At 64.3% G+C, this 18,171-nt stretch carries 13 protein-coding genes and 1 pseudogene; 7 read left to right on the top strand and 7 right to left on the bottom strand.

Translation table 11 applies throughout. The annotated features are described in order from the left end of the window. Nucleotides 1-163 precede the first annotated feature (163 nt). The 3 genes and pseudogenes from J2S55_RS20580 (at nt 164) to J2S55_RS20595 (ending at nt 3,693) form a co-directional block, all read left to right on the top strand. Nucleotides 164-1,006, top strand: a pseudogene (locus tag J2S55_RS20580) (IS5 family transposase). Nucleotides 1,007-1,093: 87 nt separating this feature from the next. Continuing rightward, nucleotides 1,094-2,163, top strand: a protein-coding gene (locus J2S55_RS48625) for an IS630 family transposase (RefSeq protein WP_442480488.1) whose coding sequence is annotated in 2 segments (ribosomal slippage) — nt 1,094-1,592 and nt 1,592-2,163 — 1,071 coding nt in all. Because the reading frame shifts where the segments join, the coding sequence is not laid out codon by codon here. Between the two features lie 321 nt (nt 2,164-2,484). Further along, nucleotides 2,485-3,693 (top strand): IS110 family RNA-guided transposase, encoded by a 1,209-nt coding sequence (locus J2S55_RS20595; protein WP_306863462.1) that lies wholly within the window; start codon nt 2,485-2,487, stop codon nt 3,691-3,693. 149 nt (nt 3,694-3,842) lie between these two features. Here the strand turns inward: J2S55_RS20595 and J2S55_RS20600 are convergent, their stop codons facing one another. From J2S55_RS20600 to J2S55_RS20615, 4 genes are read right to left on the bottom strand one after another with little or no spacing between them, the layout of a single operon-like run. Continuing rightward, complete coding sequence (locus J2S55_RS20600) at nt 3,843-7,148, bottom strand: SNF2-related protein (protein WP_306863464.1); 3,306 nt, start codon at nt 7,146-7,148, stop codon at nt 3,843-3,845. Nucleotides 7,149-7,150: 2 nt separating this feature from the next. Beyond that, nucleotides 7,151-10,072 (bottom strand): DUF1156 domain-containing protein, encoded by a 2,922-nt coding sequence (locus J2S55_RS20605; RefSeq protein WP_306863467.1) that lies wholly within the window; start codon nt 10,070-10,072, stop codon nt 7,151-7,153. Nucleotides 10,073-10,084: 12 nt separating this feature from the next. Beyond that, nucleotides 10,085-10,564, bottom strand: a complete 480-nt coding sequence (locus J2S55_RS20610) for a DUF7680 family protein (protein ID WP_306863470.1) — start codon at nt 10,562-10,564, stop codon at nt 10,085-10,087. Continuing rightward, the gene (locus J2S55_RS20615; protein ID WP_306863472.1) at nt 10,561-13,836 is read right to left on the bottom strand and encodes an ATP-binding protein; all 3,276 of its coding nucleotides are present in this window, start codon (nt 13,834-13,836) and stop codon (nt 10,561-10,563) included. Before J2S55_RS20615 ends, J2S55_RS20610 begins: the two co-directional genes overlap by 4 nt. Nucleotides 13,837-14,337: 501 nt before the next feature. On the opposite strand from J2S55_RS20615, the gene J2S55_RS20620 reads away from it, so the two are divergent. Beyond that, a complete protein-coding gene (locus tag J2S55_RS20620) occupies nt 14,338-14,490 on the top strand; it encodes a hypothetical protein (RefSeq protein WP_306863474.1) in 153 nt (50 codons plus the stop codon). A gap of 420 nt (nt 14,491-14,910) precedes the next feature. Here J2S55_RS20620 and J2S55_RS20625 read toward each other — a convergent pair whose 3' ends face one another. Further along, nucleotides 14,911-15,177 carry a GntR family transcriptional regulator gene (locus J2S55_RS20625; RefSeq protein ID WP_306863477.1) on the bottom strand — a complete coding sequence of 89 codons (267 nt, stop codon included), beginning with the start codon at nt 15,175-15,177 and terminating at the stop codon, nt 14,911-14,913. 96 nt (nt 15,178-15,273) lie between these two features. Between J2S55_RS20625 and J2S55_RS20630 the strand changes: the two genes are divergently transcribed. The 3 genes from J2S55_RS20630 to J2S55_RS20640 are packed head-to-tail and all read left to right on the top strand — an operon-like array spanning nt 15,274 to nt 16,007. Then, entirely contained in the window at nt 15,274-15,405 is a 132-nt protein-coding gene (locus J2S55_RS20630) for a hypothetical protein (protein ID WP_306863480.1), read from the top strand. Between the two features lie 60 nt (nt 15,406-15,465). Then, a complete protein-coding gene (locus J2S55_RS20635) occupies nt 15,466-15,723 on the top strand; it encodes a hypothetical protein (protein WP_306863483.1) in 258 nt (85 codons plus the stop codon). Continuing rightward, complete coding sequence (locus J2S55_RS20640) at nt 15,720-16,007, top strand: hypothetical protein (RefSeq protein WP_306863485.1); 288 nt, start codon at nt 15,720-15,722, stop codon at nt 16,005-16,007. The genes J2S55_RS20635 and J2S55_RS20640 overlap by 4 nt, the downstream gene beginning before the upstream one ends. A gap of 457 nt (nt 16,008-16,464) precedes the next feature. On the opposite strand, the gene J2S55_RS20645 is transcribed toward J2S55_RS20640, so the two are convergent. Together J2S55_RS20645 and J2S55_RS20650 are read right to left on the bottom strand one after the other, a co-directional pair. After that, on the bottom strand, nt 16,465-17,058 hold the full coding sequence (locus J2S55_RS20645; protein ID WP_306863488.1) for a nucleoside/nucleotide kinase family protein: 594 nt from the start codon (nt 17,056-17,058) through the stop codon (nt 16,465-16,467). After that, nucleotides 17,055-17,807: a P-loop nucleotide/nucleoside kinase family protein gene (locus tag J2S55_RS20650; RefSeq protein WP_306863490.1), complete on the bottom strand. Its 753-nt coding sequence runs from the start codon at nt 17,805-17,807 to the stop codon at nt 17,055-17,057. Before J2S55_RS20650 ends, J2S55_RS20645 begins: the two co-directional genes overlap by 4 nt. Between the last annotated feature and the right edge of the window lie 364 nt (nt 17,808-18,171).

The following is an 18,171-nucleotide window of genomic DNA, read 5'->3' on the forward strand; positions in this document are numbered from 1 at the left end:
CGCAAGGGTGCTCCTAGCACTCCAGCCATAGCTCGTGAGTCTGGGAAAGTTCGTGCGCATGCGAACCTGTGGTCATAGGGCCACAACTAGAGGGTGTCTGAAAAGTCCCTGAATGGGCATGATGATGGCGTAGTGCCCCGTCTGGAAGTACGGGAGGCCGCCGATGTCGAGGAAGCGCGCTGCGTATCCGACGGATCTGTCCGATCCCGAATGGGAGACCCTTGCCCCGCTGATCCCGCCGGCCAAGCCGGGGGGGGCGTCCCGCGGTGCATGAGCGCCGGGAGATCATCAACGCTCTGGCCTACTGGCTGCGAGCCGGCTGCGCCTGGCGGCTGCTGCCCCACGATCTGCCACCCTGGCAGACGGTCTACCACTACTGGCGCCTGTGGCGGATCGAGGGCCGCTGGGAGCAGATCACGACGGTGCTGCGGGAACGCGAACGCCTCAGGCAGGGCCGGCACCCGCTGCTCAGCGCGGGCATCGTGGACAGCCAGAGCGTCAAGACCACCGAAAAGGGGGGCTGCACGGCTACGACGGCGCCAAGAAGGTCAACGGCCGCAAACGTCACCTGCTCGTTGACACGCTTGGGATCGTCTGCAAGACGCACGTGAGCGCGGCGAACCTCAGTGACCGGGACGGGGCAGCGGTGCTGCTGACCGGCCTTGGCGACTCCTTCCCGCGTCTGGCCTACGGCTGGGTGGACCAGGGGTATCGGGGGCCGTTCTTGCAATGGGTCAAGCAAGTCACCGGAATCACCTTGCAGGTGGTCGTCCGACGCGATGGCGGGATGCGATCCACCTGGGCGCCCGTCGGGGCGCCGCCCCGGATCGTGCCCCGGTTCGCCGTGGTCCCGCGCCGCTGGGTGGTGGAGCGCACGTTCGCCTGGCGGGGCCGCTACCGCCGCCTGGCCAAGGACTACGAATACCTGCCCGCCACCTCCGAGAGCACCATCTACCTGGCGATGGCCTTCACCCTGCTCCACCGCCTCGCCCGAGCACCAATCTGACGCTTTTCAGACACCCTCTACTGATCTTTAATTCGTGGTGTTAAGCGATCATGTGACACTGCCGGTTTCTGGCGGTATGTCCAGGTCATGCGGTACGCGCAAGGCGGCGGGCTGACCGCCGCACAACGAGCCAAGCGCGAACAGGTACGGCTGTGCGCGGCCGAACTGTTCGCCCGCGGATACACCGACCTGCAGATCGCCAAGGAACTGCGCGTCAGCCGGATGTCGGCCAACCGATGGCGCCGCGCCTGGGCGCACGGCGGCGGCGCGGCCCTGACCTCCAGGGGACCGGCGTCCCTGCCGCGGCTGAGCCAGGCGCAGTTCGCCCGGCTGGAGGCCGCGCTGCTGCGAGGCCCGGCCGCGCACGGCTGGAACGACCAGTACTGGACGCTGACCCGCATCCGGCGGGTGATCGGCCGGATGTTCCACGTGTCGTACTCCCTGCCCGGGGTGTGGAAACTGCTGACCCGCCATGGCTGGTCGTGCCAGGTGCCCGCGCGCCGGGCCCGCGAACGCGACGAGAAGGCGATCGAGGTATGGAAGGAGCAGGTGTGGCCGGCCGTGGAAAGACCGCGGCGGACCTGGGCGCGTGGGTCTGCTTCGAAGACGAGTGCGGGCGCACTTTGAGGCCGCCGATCGCCCGCACCTGGGCGGTGCGCGGCGCCACCCCGGTGGTGCGGGTACCGGGCCACCGCACGGGCAGGGTCTCCGTCGCGGCACTGGCCTGCTATCGGCCCGGCCGGCGCTCCCGGCTGATCTACCGGGTGCACCTTTACCGGCGGCGCAAGAACGAGGCGGCGAGCTTCACCTGGCGCGACTACCGGGACCTGATCACCATGGCGCATCGGCAGCTCGGCGCGCCGATCGTGCTCATCTGGGACAACCTCAACCGGCACACCTGCCCGCAGATGCGGCAATTCATCGCCGACAACGCCGACTGGCTATGGGTCGTCCGGTTGCCGGCCTATGCTCCCGATCTCAATCCGGTGGAGGGCTTGTGGTCGCTGCTGAACCGTGACGGGCTGGCCAACCTCGCCGCCACGGGCCTGGACCACCTAACGCGCGTGATCAAGCGAGGCCTGAAGAAGATCCAGTATCGGCCGTATCTGATCGACGGCTGCCTGGCCGGGACCGGCCTGCTTCTCAAGCCGCTGTAACTTCACGCATTAAAGTCCTCTGTGTCTCTGCTGTGACGCCCGGCTGGGCGTGAAAATAGGGGACGGTCGCCCGCCGCCGTCGGTTTGATCTTGGTGCCTGGCTGAGGCCGCGTTAAAGTCTGACGCCGGGAGCTGGATCAGGGGCCCCGCATTGCCGCTTCGAGCGCGAGAGTCCGATTCTCTCTTGCCCCGCAGCTCCCGCGGGCGGCCTCCACCCCCGAGCCGAACAGGGACCGCCCCCATGAATGAGCTCACCGAAGAGCCGACAGAGCTGGTCGAACGCATCTGCGCGATCGACATCGGCAAGACCGCGCTGGTGGCATGCGTGCGGGTGCCGCACGAGGAAAAGCCCGGCAGACGCGTGCAGCAGGTCCGCGAGTACGCGACCTTGACCTCCTCACTGCTGGAACTGGCCGACTGGTTGCGCTGCCAGCAGGTGCAGAAGGTCGGGTCGCGATGGAGTCCACCTCCACCTACTGGAAACCGGTCTACTACCTGCTGGAGGCGGAGGGCTTCGCCTGCGAACTACTCAATGCCAAGCACGTCAAGAACGTGCCCGGTTGCCCCAAAACCGACAAGCTGGACGCGGTCTGGCTGGCCAAAGTCGTCGAATGCGGCATGTGCCGGCCCAGCCTGGTGCACCCCCAGCCGATCCGCCGGCTGCGCGACCTGACCCGATATCGGCGCAGCCTGGTGCGCGACCGCACCCGCGAGAAGCAGCGGATGGAAAAGCTCCTGGAAGACGCCCAGATCAAACTCTCCAGCGTGATCAATGACATCTTCGGTGTCTCCGGGCGCAAGATGCTCCAGGCGATGATCGAGGGAGAACACAGCTCGAACGTTTTGGCCGAACTGGCCCTGGGTTCGATGCGCAACAAGATTCCCCTGCTGAAAGAGGCGCTGCGCGGTCACTTCGATGACCACCATGCCTTCCTGTGCGCCAAGATGCTCGGCCGCATCGACGCGCTGAGCGGCGACATCGCCGAGGTCACCGCCCGGATCGAAGAGTTGATCGCGCCGTTCGCCGCGGCGGCCGAACGCCTGGACGAGATCACCGGGGTCGGAGTGACCTCCGTCCAAGAGTTGATCGCCGAGATCGGCGTGAACATGGCCGCCTTCCCCACGGCCGGTCATCTGGTGTCCTGGGCCAAGTTCGCCCCTATCGACAAGAACTCCGCGGGCAAGAAGAAGGGCGGCTCCACCGGCAAGGGCAACCCCTGGCTGGCCGCCACCCTCGGCGAGATCGTCGTCGTCGCGGGCCGCACCGACACTTTCCTCGGCGCCCGCTACCGCAGGCTGATCAGACGCCGGGGAAAGAAACGCGCGATCGTCGCGCTAGGCAACAGCATCCTCACCATCGTCTGGCATCTGCTGTCCGACCCTGATGTCCGCTATCAAGATCTCGGTGCCGACTTCTACGAATCAAAGATCAACAGACAGCGCCGGGAACGTGACCTGGTCCGCCAACTCGAACGTCTCACCGGCAAGAAGGTCACCCTCGACCGGCCCGACCAGCAGCCTGCCGCCTGACCGCCCCGCGGGCACAGCCTCATCCGACGATCACCGGCTGAGGTTCGCTGCCGCCTGCCCGGCTGAGGTCCTATTTTCGAGTCAGATCAGTAAGAGTTGGGGACCGAAGGGCGCTGCTATCCGGCTGGAGTGATCCATGCCGCCATCTATCACTCACCGGGTTCGCGGGGGAGGAGGGAGGCCAACTCGGGTGACCCGTAGGTCAGGAAGACAAGGTCGCTGTCGCTGCTGGTGTCCCAGATGTCGCGGTCGAATGTCACGGGGATTGAGGCCGTGGGTGGCTGACCCAAGTAGCACTCGATGGATATCGCGCCGTCGAAACGTCTGAAGGACACACGGGCGTCGTCACGCGGAAGGAAGAGGTTGTAGATACCGGGACGTCCGTCGTCTGGGGTCAGCCAGCGGCCTGAGAGAAGGTTGTCCGTGAGTTTGGTGGCAAGGACTGGCGGAGTAATGTCTCCTACCAGGTTCGGTGGAGTCTTGATGCTGATGCCGTCGTCAGGGGCGCCGAGGTCGTCGGTGTTAACGGGTTGGTTGTTGATGTCGTCGATTTGGGTTCGGATGTTGGCGATCTCGCTGGCGATGACTTCGTCGCTGAGGTGTGCGGCGAGGACAAGGTCTTCGATGACCTTCTCGACAGTGCCAAGGACAGGTGCAGCGCCGCCGACTATGTTGGTGAAGTCGTCATAGTCCTCCTTGATGCCTTTGTAGACCTGCTCCTCGACAGTGTCTTGGTAAAAGTAGTTGCTGATCTGGAGATGCCTGTAGGTAGCGCCGATGCGGTCGATGCGACCGATGCGCTGCTCGACGCGCATCAGATTCCAGGGCATGTCGTAGTTGATGAGGCGGCCCGATGTCTGCAGGTTGAGGCCCTCGCTCATTGAGTCGGTACCGATCAAGACCTCGATGCTGCCGTTGCGGAACCGGTTCTTGATCTCGGCCTTGGTAACCGAGCTCCACTTCTCTGCGACCGGATCGTAAATCTCGCCGCCGCGGCCGGAGTAGCAGCCAAGCTTGTTGTAGCCAGCGGCCAGGAGGCGCTCGCGGACGTAGTCCATGGTGTCGGCGTACTGAGTGAAGACCACCGCGGAGTCATACGTCTTGAACGACTCGGCCAGATCCTCGACGAGCTGTTTGGCCTTCGTGTCCTCACCGGTGATATCGCCGAGGTCGTTGAGGAAAGAGCGGAGCTCACCGATCTCCTTCTTGAGGCGGTCGGCGCGGACGTCGAAGACCTCGGGGTCGAAGAGAGAACTCTCCAGGTCGGCGCCATCGTCATCCGTGAGGAGGTCGGCCAGGCTCTTGCCCTGCTCGAGTACGTCGAGGCGGCGCTGGAGGGACTGCTTGATCGCTTCGAAGGAGGAAGTCAGTCGGCGCCGGTAGACGGTCATAATGAAGCCGAGAGCCCTGGTGGCCCTGTCGGACTTGTAGGCGTTGTAGTGACGGCGGATGTACTCCTCGATACGGTCGTACAGCCTCCGCTCGTTCGGAGCCAGGGGGATGAACTCGTCGGTGACATGTCGGTACGGGATGACGACCGAGGCAGGGATGACGCCGGCCGCCTGGTAGGCCCGCATGGTCTTGCGGGTGTTGCGGAAGACTCGATCGCGCATCGGGGTGTGGCGACGAGCCCACTTATCCATCCACTCGGAAGTGGCATTGGGGAACTGCGCCCTGAGGTCAGGCGAGGGTGGGTTGCTGGCCATCCCGATCACCGTCAACGCGTCGGCCCATCCGAGCGCATCGTTGACCTGCTGCTCCAGCTCGTAGTCATGTTCAGCGAGCGGGTCGGAGAAGTAATCCTCCAGCATGTCGCAAATGAGTTTCCAGCCGCGCCCCTCGGGCGGGTCGCCGAGGTAGGTGAAGTACTGGGTAAAGAAGAACGCCTGCTCACCCCATTTGCCAGGCAGCCGGAGGAGCTCGATGAGGTCCCAGGCCTCGTGGGGGTGCATCTGCATCGGGGTCGCAGAAGCGAGGTAGAGCGCACGCCATAGGCCGCGCTTTTTCATCTCCTGGAGTAGCGCGAGCAGGGAGTTGGGAGTGTCGGTCGCCTTGGAGCCGCGGCGGCGGGCGTGGTGGGCCTCATCGACGAGAACGACATCCCATGGTCCGGCATCGAGGATCTCGGTACGGCGAGTGCGGCGGCGAGCGAGGTGAGAGGAGGCAAGCACAATCGGAAAGGCCGACCACGGGTTGGCCTTCGGGTCAGCTTCGAGAGGCTGGTCGAATCGGTCGACAAAGTTGCCCTTGTCGTAGCGGGCAACGTCGAGGTTCATCTTCTCGTGGAGTTCTTCCTGCCACTGTTTCATCACCGAGGCCGGCACTAGAAGCAAGGCCTTTCTTGCCTGGCCGGAGGTGAAGAGCTCGCGTAGCACCATGCCTGCCTCGATGGTCTTGCCGAGACCGACCTCGTCGGCGAAGAGATAACCCCGCGGGTACGTCGACACCACCCGGTGGATCAGCTCGGCCTGATGCGGCAGCGGCTGAGCCCACGCTGTACCCACGCCAGTCCATGCGAACGCCTTCGGCGCATCCCGGAGAACGACCAGCTCGTCCCAGGCCGCCTGGATATCGACGTCCACCTCGACAGGCGGTGTCTTGTGATCGGCCCCCTTGGGCCTCGGCTGCGGCACGAGAGTGTCGGGGGGAAACGGCGGAGCGTCAGGAGCGTGCTCTATCAGGTGTTCTCGGACGGCGGTGGGCAGATCGATGACCGCCCACCCCTTGTCGGGGTGGCCGCGCCAGTGCTGATCGAAGGCTCGTTCCTTGGGCTTGCCGTAGTCCTCCCAGGACTCGGTACGCCAGGAGCGGTAGGCGTCGAAGGTCTCGTGGTTCTTCACCCATGCGGTGACCGAGGCATTGTTGGAGCCGCTGAATGCGACCTTGTGGCCGTAACGGTCTGTGAAGATGCCGTACTTGGTATGGAAGTAGCGGCCCGACTCCTTATGGGTAAGCAGGTGGCCATGCTTGTCGACCGGGATGCCGACTCGGATGTGAAGCTGGTTGTTGGCGACCATCCAGGCCAGCACGCTGAGATGCTCGCTCTGCACGATCTTCGTGCCCTCCAGGCCAGGATCAGCCAGTAGACGCTCGGCGACCACATCGTTGAGTGGAGTGCCGGAGAGCACTGCGTCGAGGTCCTTCTTACCGAGCTGGGCGCCGACGATGAGTCTCATCACGCCGCCACGGGCGATGAAGTACGCCGTGCCTTGTGCGGCAAACTGCAGCTCTGCCCCGGACCAGTAGCCGACCGCTCGGTCGTAGGCAACAGCTCGGGAAAGCAACGGCTCGTAGAACGTCTCGAACGGTGCGTCGTTGGGCGAGTACATCGCCTTAAGCGTCACGTTGCGGAACGAGTCCTCGGCCGTGGCTGGATCGTGCTCGAAGAGACCACCCTGTGCCGGTGCCGTTGGCTTGGCAGCTGCACCGGGAAACAGGGCGTCGTGCTCAGCCAATCTCACTCCATTTCGAAGAGCGTGTCGGGCTTGCCGTCATCCTGCATGGCTAGTTCGGTGGCCTCGGGCAGGGTCACGTCAGGGAAATAGAGCGTGCACATCGTGTCGAGACGACCCGCCTCGGGCACCGCCCACGCGCCCTTGACCTTCGTGCGGGGAATCGCGTTGACAAGGCCCTGCAGTACGGCGTTGAACCCTGCGTCGCTGGTGTAGCCGTGCTTGTCGAGAAACCTCTTGGCCGCTGGCCAGTCGTCGTGTTCAGCGATGTAGAGGGCCGTGTCGACCGCGTCGATGACGTTCGCGAAGGACTCTGCGTCTGGACGTACTCCTGGAAGATCGCTCTCGGCACCGCGCCGCACTCGCTCGCTGGGTGTCAGGAGCTTGACTGTGCCAGATCCCTTTTTGAGAATCTTCGCGCGCTCAAGCTTGTCCACATCAAGACCACCCACCGCGAGGGCAAGCAGGCGGGCTGTGTCGTACGGGAACTCCCTGGCCGCGAAGGTGTCCCAAGCGAGGAGGACGAAGTCGGTCAGCGTGTCGGACTTCGCGCCTTGTCCAATCAATCTCGCCCGGCGAAGGTCGACGATCTCTTCTCGAGCCAGGGACAGGGCATCCTCGGGCCGAAGAAGTTGGTCGCGCCCGTTCTCGTCCGGTGTCGAGGAGTACACGGGCCAGCGACGCGAGATGACAGATAGCGTTGGCCCATAGGTCGAGAGCAGAAGGTCGACTCCGCCGATGCCGTCGTTCTGAAACCGAAGCACCGCATCGCGAGCTGCGCGCCGAATCTCGGCCTCGACATCTTCGAGGTAGAGCGGTCCATTGCTCTTATCCTGCTCGCGCTTCCTGCAGGTTAGCATGATGGTGCTATTCGCTGCATTTTTGTTTTTCTGATGGGACGATGTCTCCGACTCGGTGTTTACCGGCCAGGATGTCTCAATCGTGAAGCCCGCGTCGATGATGGCGGTGCCCAGCGCATCCCACGCCTCGGCCTTCTTGTGCGTGAACATCACGGTCATGACGCCGTCCTCTCGCAGAACACGACTACACTCCGCAAAGATTCCGGTCATCTTCGCTGTGTAGTCGGCATCCGCGAGTTGCTTCTTCCGTCGCCCGAACGCGGCGAAACGTGCGAAATTAGCGATCGCCTCGTTCTCCTTGTCGGTCGCCGTGTCGGCGAAGAAGTTTGCGTAAAGGCGGCCAAGCGTTGCTTTCTCCCAGACGTAGAAGAAGTCAGACAACTCTGCATACATGACGTTGTCGTAATACGGCGGATCCATACACAGGTGAGAAACACTCCCTGACGCCAGCGCGCTGAGGTTGGCTGCAGTCCCCTGAGTCACCATGACCGGCGTTTGGGCTTTAGGCTCAGCCAAAGAATCTGGCGACACATGTCCGACCAGCGTAACCAGCTGATCGTACGCGTCGAGGACCTGATTTAGTGCGAAAGAGGGAAGTTCCTGTGAACCTTGGAACTCGGCGAAGGTCCATCTGAACGTGAAATTGTGTTTCTCGAAGACACTCCGTGTCTTCTGCCTACCCACATCCCACGTTGTTAGTCGAGCATTGTAGTTTAGCGCCTTGGCCTGGATCATCCCGAGCACCGTCAGAAGCGCACGCGCCTTCTCCTGCCCAAGGTCCTCTTCTACTTCAGTCAGGAGATGCTGGAGTTCTTCTGCGAAGATGGCATGGACAACCAGCTGGCGGTCCGTGAACATTTCTGCCCACTTGGTGATCCCGTACATACGGTGACCGCGGTCGTAGTTCGAGATCTCGGTGATCTCCTCTGTCGGGAGACAGCCGGACACCTCCCAGCTAACCCGATGTTTTGCGAGGTAGCCACTGGCGCGCTCGAGGCATGCCGCATCCTCGCTGCTTGGCGCCCGATATCCTTTGGTGCGGTCAATCTTGCGGTAGTAAACCGCGTAGAGAACCTGCTCGAACCGACCGGACTGGGCCTCGGCCTTGATGTAAGCGTCATCAATCGCAAGGTCGTCATAAGGGCTGCGGGCGGTGCCGCCAGTCATCAGCCCGACAGAGGGGACGAAGTCGATCTCGTCGCCCCGAACGATCTCGAAGGTGGGCTCGCTCAGAAGGTTGCCGTCTTGGTCGTGCACGACAATTCGCACGGCTGTCTCGCGGCCCTTGGCCTTATCCAGCCACTGATCAGTGATGAGCGGTACGAGTCCGCCCGTACGTGGGCAGCGGATGGCGTTCGCCCAGATATAGGTAAGGTACTTCTCGCCCTTTTCGTAAACGAATAACTTGCCAAGCCTTTCTTCCACCCTGCTACGCCAACGGTGCCCGTACTTTTTGAGCTCAGGCGTCAGCTCGTGGCCGAAGCGGACGGGGATCTCGACCCCGGCCTTTAGAACGGCGGCGGCTACCGCGTTAAGATCATTCGCCGCGGTAGGAAGACCGAACCGAGCTGAGACGAAAGGGATGGATCCGCCTCCTGCTGTTGGGTCCGCCACCAACGGCAGGCAGCCACCCCAGGTGTGACGCAATACTTCGTGGAGAAGTGCCATGTCGCCAGCGCCCGGTAGGTTCTTGAAGGCTGGACGGTACCCGTATGCGGCTGCACCCAGCGTCTCCCCTCGCTCGGTGGCGGCGGCAATCCGCCGGCGTGCGGCAATGGGATCACCCCAGATCCCAACTAACTTCAGGACCCAGAGTTTGTAGGCTGCCGGGTTCGACAATTCGGGATGATCGGGAAAGACGTCGCCCAGCTCTGGGGTCCATGCAGGGAGCAGGCCTGCTAACACGACTGTGGCCGACGCCACCAGCGGACGGCGAGCCCACCACACGTGAAGTGCCTTTAGTTTCGGAAACTGGCCCGGGATGGGGGCCGCTTCGCGGCGGGACTCGATGCCGAGCTCAGCGACGGGGAGCCAGTCCTCAATGAGGACACGCGGTTTGGTGCTCATGAGGTGGCTCTTTCAGTCGTCGGAGAGGAGGGTGCGGAGGGCCTTACGGGCGCGATTGGCGTCGATGCCAATGCACTTGGAATACCAGTAGTAGGTCTCCTCGGTGCTCATGGCATTGATGCCAGCGATGAGTGCGCGGACGCGCTCGTGCTTGGCAATGGGCTGGGTGGCCATCAGAATCAGGGCCAGACGTACGCCGTCGGATTCGGCGAGCCGAATTGGTGCTTTCCGGGTGAAGGTCAGCACACTGGGTTGGTGGCCCGATCCCCTTATGGCTGCAAAGAGGGCGTCGACGACGCGGCCCGTCTGCTGAGGAGTGAGGGTGGCGACGGCCGTGGTAAGGACAGAGCCAGCCTCGCCGTACGTCTCCTCAATAGTGAGGCCATAGGTCTCGCCACGGCCGGGCTGCACAATGAGACGGAAACCACGGACGCCTGTGACGGCAGCGAGCCGTCGGCTCGGGACAGTCGCCGCTCGCTGGGGGGCGGTCACTTGGTCACCTCTGCAGTCATGGTGGTGTTCTTCATGCCGAGCTTCTTGATGACGTCATGGATCTGCGCGAACTGTGGGTCGTTGACGTCGAGTGCCGGGTCGAACCGGAAGGTGAGGGTGACGTCGCCGACCACCTTCGTGGCGGCGGTGAGCGCCTTCTTGGCGTGGCCATAGGCCACCTGGAAGTCGGCACGCTCGGCGGTGCCCTGGAACTGGATGCCGCCTCCGGTGAGACCCTTGTATTCCGCGCGGATGGTGGAGCGGACCGTGATGGTCTGCTTCTGCAGCATGCCGAGCGAGACGACGGCGAGGTCGATGTCGCTAGTGCCAGACGCAGTATCCGCACTCACCCTCAAAGTGAGAGTCCTGATAGTGCGGATCGCGTAGTCGGAGACGGCATCAAGCAGGGTCTGCATGGCCGCGCCGCCGGGACCGTTCGCGGTGAAAGTCTTGGAGGTGGCAATGCGAGTGGGGACCTCGACGCCGATCTCGTCGGAGGCCTCACGGGGGAGGATATGGAGGGTGTCGAGGCCCTTGTCCTTGATCGCCGAGGGTGAGAGCGCCCGGACGCCAGCGGCAGGCTCGGTGTCGGTAACGACAAACCAGCTGTACTCGCTGGACTGGACGGCGGTGGCCAACAGGTCGAGCACGTCGGTCTTGGAGGGCTCGCCGCCGCAGACGGCCTCAAGGCGGGTGCGGACGTCGGCGCCGGTGAGCTGGTCGCTGGTGAGCACCGAGCGAAGGTCAGTCTGGGTGGGTTTACGGACCAGCAGGCCGCGCTTCTGTGCCTCGGCCATGGTCATGACCTCGGCGTCGGCGCTGAAGGCGATCGACATGCCAGCCTGGTTATTGGCCGTGTAGGCCTTGCCGCTGGCCGAGTCGTAGTAGACCCAGTGGTCGTGGTTAACGCCGTTGACAATCGCGTCACGCAGCAGGGAGGTATTGCGAACGATGGAAGCCCTGTGGTCGGACCAGAAGTAGTCGGCGATCGCCGCCGTGCTCGTGGCCTCCTTGTTGGCCCAGGTGCGGTTGCGCAGGAAGGAGGCGGTGAACGGGCTGGTACGGATCTTGTCCTCGTCGGTCAGCAAGGTGATGACTGCGGAGGTGGCATTCTTCGGGTCGCCCTGGGACTGGGCGGGAAGCTCCCGGTGGCGTAGGTAGCCAGTGGCCTTCTCGTCGGCCGGGTAGTAGATGTGCTTAAAGCACCGAGTGACAGCGATGCGTGCTTGGAGGCGGGCCTCCTTGTCGTAGGCCTCGACCTTCTTGCGAACCTCCTCACTGAACTGACCCAGCCGGTGAGTATCGGCGGCGAGGTTATTAGAAGCGATCAGGGCACGTGCACGGTCCTTGAGCACGTGGACCTGCTCGGCGTCGGCCAGGGCGAAAACCAGGGAGTTTCGGTACTTGCGCGGCGCACCGACCGAGCCGACCTTATCGAGCATCTCTACGATCTGTGCCGGTGGCTGGTCGGCGTGGGCCGGGTCGACGGTGACGACATCGTGGTCGAGTACGACCACGCGCAGCACATCCTTGTCCGGGATCTCAGCAGGACCTGATGGGAAATGGATCGCGGTGACACCGCCGTCGTTGGCGAACGCCTTCTGTATCAGATTGTCGACTTCCGCGGCCACCGCGGTGTTGGCGACGTTTCGCTTCTCGGTCTCGATGATGGCGTTGACGTTGGGCTCGATGTTGAAGCGCCAGCGAGCACCGTCGTACGACAGGTGCCAGAAGACCTTCTCCGACTCGGTCAGCGCCTTCTCAAAGACGGTGGCGTCCTCACCTGGACGCAGAGTGCCGACCAGCCAGTCGTTGCGGCCTGCCCCTGCAGTGGACACCATCTCCAGGGAGTGAGTGAATACGGTGCGGGCCACGCGGGTGGCGTAGGCAGGCTTGCCGGGGAAGACGTCGGCGTCGACGACAGCGGCGTGGGAGGCCTTGGAGGCGAAGTCGCCCTTGGCTACGCTCGCATACTCGGCGCGGCCGAGGCCGTCGGTGAGGTGGTTGAGGACCGGCTCGTTGGAATAGTCGATGTCGCCGACGTTAATGATCGCCGTGTTGTCGTTGGTGACGTAGATGTTGGCCACGACCTCAGCCAGGAGCTTCAGGGCGCCGCGGGCGCGCTGGAACTGGGTTATGTTGCCCAGGCGCTTATCGAGGACGCGGACCAGCTCAGGGTGAAACGGGTAGCTCTTGGTAACCAAATCGCCGTAGGAAGCCGGGTGCTCGGCGCCGCCGGCAAGCTGCTCGGTTTTGGCGAGCTTTTCGTAAAAGTCTCGGTAAGCGTCCCCGGCTGCCTTGGCGGCGTCCTCGTCGACGGAAGCGAAGATGCGCTTCTTGAGGATTTCGCCGATCTCGTTGTCATCGGCCGGCTTGATCACCGCGCTCGGCTGCACCGCGCGGGCGAGCACGTCGCCAATCTCCTGGGCGGCCTTGACCGAGGCGGTGTTGGCGGCGTCGGTCTTTTCCTTTTCTTCACCGGTCAGCTCACTGATCTCGGTGGTCTCCGCGCCGAACGCGTTGGTGGTCGCGGCCAGGGTGATGATGACCGAAACCTTGTTGGTCGGATCGGAGGCGACTTCGAAGAGGTTGCCGAGGAAGACCGGTATCGCGCCGGCCATGCGGCGTATGTCCTCGCTCCCTGAGGAGGCCACCGCGCGCAGATACTTGGCTATCTCGTCGATAATCACAACCGTCGGCTTGCCACGGAAGGCAGCCCTGATCGTGGCGGTGCCCGGAGCGGTGCGTTGGGTGTCGTTCGCCTCCATCGCTGCGAACGCGTCATCGCCGATCTGGGCAGCCATCTCACCCCACATCGTGTAAGTGCGATGGCCGTTGGTCTCGATACCCGCGGTGGGGTCGAGCGCGTCGCCGACCAGGGCCGCGACCTGGACTGGGCCGTCAGGAAGCAGGCTCAGGTCGAGGAACTCAGTGGTGTTGGACGGCCTGGCACCCTTGGCGAGGTGGTAGACGGCGGTCAGGCCATGGGTCTTACCGCCACCGAACGAGGTTGTCGGGCGAAGTACGCCGTTCTCCCCCACGACACCCTTCAGTCCGCTCAGGCGGCCGAAAGTCTTGGTGAGTAGCGTCTTCAGGCCGCTCGTGGGGTAGGTCTGTGCGAAGAATGCTTCTGCGTTGCCGTACACCGGATAGTGCTCCGCGTCGCGGACCACCTTATCCAGCTGGGCTGCGAAGTGGTTGTCTGCCAACCCGCCTTCGAGGACGTCGTCGCGAGGATGACATACCTCCCGGAGCGGTACCAGATGTGCCACAAGCTTCCACCCCATCGTTACTAACGCGCTCAAGAAGTCCAGGAGCGTGAGATTTTCTCCAAAGCTCCGATCCTTGACATGACACCAGAGGGTGTTGGGGCGTGGTAAATCAATGATCAATTCGCGTCTAAGTCGTTATCTGGCACGTCGACTCCCGAGTAAAGTACGAGGCCTGTGGAGCATTTGAGGCGCAAGCATTCGCTGATCCTGGCCATGAAACTTGGGCTGTTCGTCATGCTCATGCCGCATTGAGGAATTTCCTACCTTGTGTACCAATTGAGCTGACGCGGAGGGATGTGCGATCGCTCCGTAACGGGCTCGAATCTCGGGGTCCTTGAGCTACCACCTCAGCCGTGGTCATCCGGTGGCAAGGACCAACGAAGTCGGTCTGCGGCAGTCGAGCGCCCCAACCCCGTACGGCAGTGACCGAAGCGGATGATTGTTACAGCCCCAGGTGTCGGATTGCGATTCCGTCTCTCGCCAGAGGGGCACCAACCCGACGTGTCCACCCGAGTCTTTCCCGGTGTGCAGCACCCGCCGTGCATCGGCGTGTTCGTCCGGTACGGCATGGGCGACCGGAAGACGCCCACGTTGATCCACCACGTCAGCCTGTCGGGTGTCGCTCGGAGAAGTTCGCCCGCCTGGCGGGCCTGACCCTCGATGGTCCCGAATGGGCCGCATGCACGACCGGCTGGCATGACCGGCTCTAGCCAGCCAGCCAGATCGGACGACTGACTGAGCTATCCCGCAGTTGGTGACTCTCCACTGTCACCCGGGATATCCGATGGCAAGGGGACCCGAACCGTAGGGCCGCCAGGCCCGGAGGCTCGGAAGCCCCGCGGCAGCCCTTACGGTCGCCTCATCCAGACTGCCGGGAGGCTTCTTCCAGTCATGAGTGTCCGCTTGGTGGACATCAGCGCGTGGGCGGCGCGGCCGCGACCGGCCGAAGAGCCGCAGCGCGGCCGGCGGCCGCCCGACGCGCGGCGAGACGCCGTAGGCGGATCGCCTTTAAAGACGTAGAGAAAATCCTCATCCAGAGGAGTCGACCTCCGGTGATCTTGGACTCTGTGACGACTATTCGGGAGCTTCGTCGGCCTCGGCTGTGCGCTCCTCGATCGTGGTGACGAAGCTGCCCATGCCGCGCTCGGTCCGGATCCAGCGGTCCTTGCGGAGGGCGTTCATGACCTTCTGCGCGGTCTGGGTGGCGATCCCGAACTCTTGGGTCAGATCGATGACCGAGGGGATCCGCTGGCCCGGCTTGTACTGGCCGGTCTCGATACGCTTGACGATGATGTCTCGCACCTGTCGCCACCTGGGCAGATCGTCGCGCAGCTCGGTCATGGGAACACGCTAGAAGCCCACAGTGCAGACCCCTCCACCAGCACATACTGCGGTGTTCTATGGTGTACTACAGCATGGTGTGCTTATGATGCGAGCATGGCCGACGACGAAAGACCCGCGTCCGAGGAACAGGCGGACGCCTTCGAGTTCGACCCGTCCGACTCAGACAGGTTCGACCTTGAAAGCCGAAATGACATGCCCGCAGACGGCCAGCGCGGTAGGAGGTGAAGGATGACCGCGGTCTCCCTTGATGGCGTGGGGCCGATGGATGCGGCCGAGGAACTCCGTGTGGCTCTGGACAGGCACGAGATCCCGGCCGATGTCCACGCTGGGCACGGCCTGGCGCTGGTGTCGGTCTGGGTCGGGCTCGTCGTCTGGTGCGACGGCGAGCGATTCTGGTGGCGGACCGGCTGGGACGATCGGCGACAGCGGTTCACCTACGCCTGGCATCCGGCGGTGGATCCCGCTCGGGCCGCTCGGCGGGTCGCCTTCCGCTACGGCGATCTGCGCAGGAAGCACGCGCACCCCGAGGAGAACACGTCGTGATCGCGCTGGATGAGTGCGTGAGCCCGCACGTGGCGATGCTCCAACGCGTGCATGTGCGGCTGGTGTGGCAGCGGCCGTATCCCTCGTTGGAACGGGCACGGCCGGTCGCCTGGACCTGCTGGTGCCGGGCCACGGTGTATGAGCTGTGCGCCGGCGGAGGTCGTGCGTTCCTGCGGCGGACGGTCCAGCTCGACCGCGGACCCGACATTCACGAGACCTCGCTCATGCCCCTCAGTGAAGCTCGGGCGACCTGGACGGCGCTGTTGTCCGGGAGCGCCCGTTAGACGGGCGGGGCGGGGCGGAATCTGAAGGGACGTGCACCGCCCCGCCTGCCAGGAGTCAGCCGGGTGACTCCTGGCCCACTCTCTTCCCCCGCCTCGGACAGCCGTCCCGTGTCAGGCCCCAAAAGGTCAACGTCGTCCGCGGTGTCCGCCCACCCCAGATGGACACCGTTCATCCCACCCCATCCCCACCGACGGGGTTGGCCTGGGGAGAGGCACGGGCACCACGGCGGTCAGGGGCGGGGGAGGCACCACCAGCTCAACGAGCGGACATCGGCACGGAGAAGGGCGGAAACGGTGACGGTCCTGCTGGCGGGCTACCGGCTCTCCTCCGACGTCTGTTCCCACAGCTCAGCGCGTTGGGCGTCGAGTCCCCAGGGAGTCTGGACGGGAGCCGAGTGCACCTGCTGCGGGACCTGGTGGCGGCTGGATCTGATCCCGCCGGACGTCGCGGCCCGGCTCACGGGGGGCATGCCTCCTCGCGAGGAAGCGCCGCCACCCGCAACCGGTTGTAGGCACCTATGATCTCCCCGGCTGCGGCGTCGACCCCGATGCGGTCGGTGTGGAGGCGCAGATGAAAGAACCCCGCGTCGGTGCCTGTCTCCAGGTCGGCGAGTGTCTCGTCCCATGCGGTCAGGCGCTTGGCGGTGTCGGCGTCTCCACGATCCCGGGAGCGCTGTTCGGTGACCTCGCGCGGCACCCACAGCAGCACGCGCAGCCACCCGTCCGGCGCCTTGCCGGTGAGCCGACGCAGATCAGCGATGTTGCCCATGTGCGCGACGGGCACGTAGCCGGCGGCGTGCCGGTCCTCGATGGTCTGCCGGTCGACGGCGTAGACGTTGCCGTAGCGGCGGGTCTCGACCAGCAGCCGGCCGGCCTCGCGCAGCTTGTCCAGGTGTTCGGCGCTGACGAACTCGTACCCCTGCGCCCGACCGGTGCCGACCTTGAGCTTGGGCAGCAGCACGAACCGCGGATCCAACCGGGCGAGGGCGGCGGTGATGGTGTCCTTGCCGCTGGCCGGCGGGCCGTACAGGACGATGCCTTTCAGGGTCACGTCAGGATCCGCTTAAGTGCCTCGCGTGTCTGGTCGGCGAGACTGATCGCCGCACCGAGGCGGTTGTCGACCGTGACGTGTGCGGTGGGCGGGCTGGCCTCGACCTGGAGGCCCTCGGCGTACTGCTGCCAGTTGTCCAGTTTCCAGGCATCGCGGGCGGCGCCGCGGAACTCGATGTACTCGCGCATGGACTCGGGGTCGCAGCGGACCCAGATCGCTGCGACGTCGATGCCCTTGGCCGCGCACCGGTTCTCCAGCCGGGTGAACCACGCCTCGTCCTTGAGCTCCGCGATGAACGGGGCCGACAGGATGGTGGAGGTGCCGACGTTGAGGTTGTCCCACGCGGTCTCCATCAGGCACCGGTACTCCAGCGGCCGGACCTCCTTGAGATACAGGTCGGTGTGCCGGTCGTTGGGATCACCGCCCAGGGAGACGAGCAGCCGCTCGACGATGCACCGGGTCAGGGAGTCCTTGTCCAGGAACGCCCAACCGGTGATGTCGGACAGGAAGCGGGAGAACTCGGTCTTGCCGGATCCGGCGTATCCGCCGACGAGAACGAGGATGGGCTTGGGGCTGCCTCCGCCGTGGCGCCGACGCCAGGCGTCGACCACCCGGTTACGAAGAAGCGCCTGCGGGGAGCCATCGGCCTGGATGCCGCCGACGGAGACCTTGGTGAACGCCTCCTCGATGACCTGGGCGGCGGCGTTGTCGGCGACGGGATCAGCGGGCGCAGGCAGATCGGAAATCACGATTTCCGCTTTCTGTGATTCACCGGGCAGAGCGGGACGAAAGCCTAGTTCGGGCTCGGTGGCCTCATAGAGCAGACAATAAGCGCGCCGGTAATGCGGGCCGGGGAACACGGTCCCCTGCTCGTGTCCCCAGAGCGTTTGGAAGTTGGCGGCCGGGACGGTCAGGCCGTGGCGGCCGGCGGCCTGGCGGAGTCGTTCGCCTGCAGCTTCGAGGGTAAGGCCGTGGGCTTCACGGTGTTCCCGCAGGCGGGAGGGGGTCCAGCCGGGGCGCTGGGTCGTCTTCATTGCATACCTTCGCCTTCACGCTCAAGGGTTGGTGCGCGGTGTGCGGTCGTGCATGTGAAAACGCATGTGTAAATGGTCG

Origin of the sequence: Streptosporangium brasiliense, assembly GCF_030811595.1 — a bacterium.
GTDB lineage: Bacteria > Actinomycetota > Actinomycetes > Streptosporangiales > Streptosporangiaceae > Streptosporangium > Streptosporangium brasiliense.

Excerpts from the sequence above, each read along its gene's own strand:
- J2S55_RS20595 (WP_306863462.1), top strand. The coding sequence starts at position 2,485 with ATGCGTGCGGGTGCCGCACGAGGAAAAGCCCGGCAGACGCGTGCAGCA.
- J2S55_RS20605 (WP_306863467.1), bottom strand. The coding sequence starts at position 10,072 with ATGAGCACCAAACCGCGTGTCCTCATTGAGGACTGGCTCCCCGTCGCT.
- J2S55_RS20625 (WP_306863477.1), bottom strand. The coding sequence starts at position 15,177 with ATGACCGAGCTGCGCGACGATCTGCCCAGGTGGCGACAGGTGCGAGAC.
- J2S55_RS20630 (WP_306863480.1), top strand. The coding sequence starts at position 15,274 with ATGGCCGACGACGAAAGACCCGCGTCCGAGGAACAGGCGGACGCCTTC.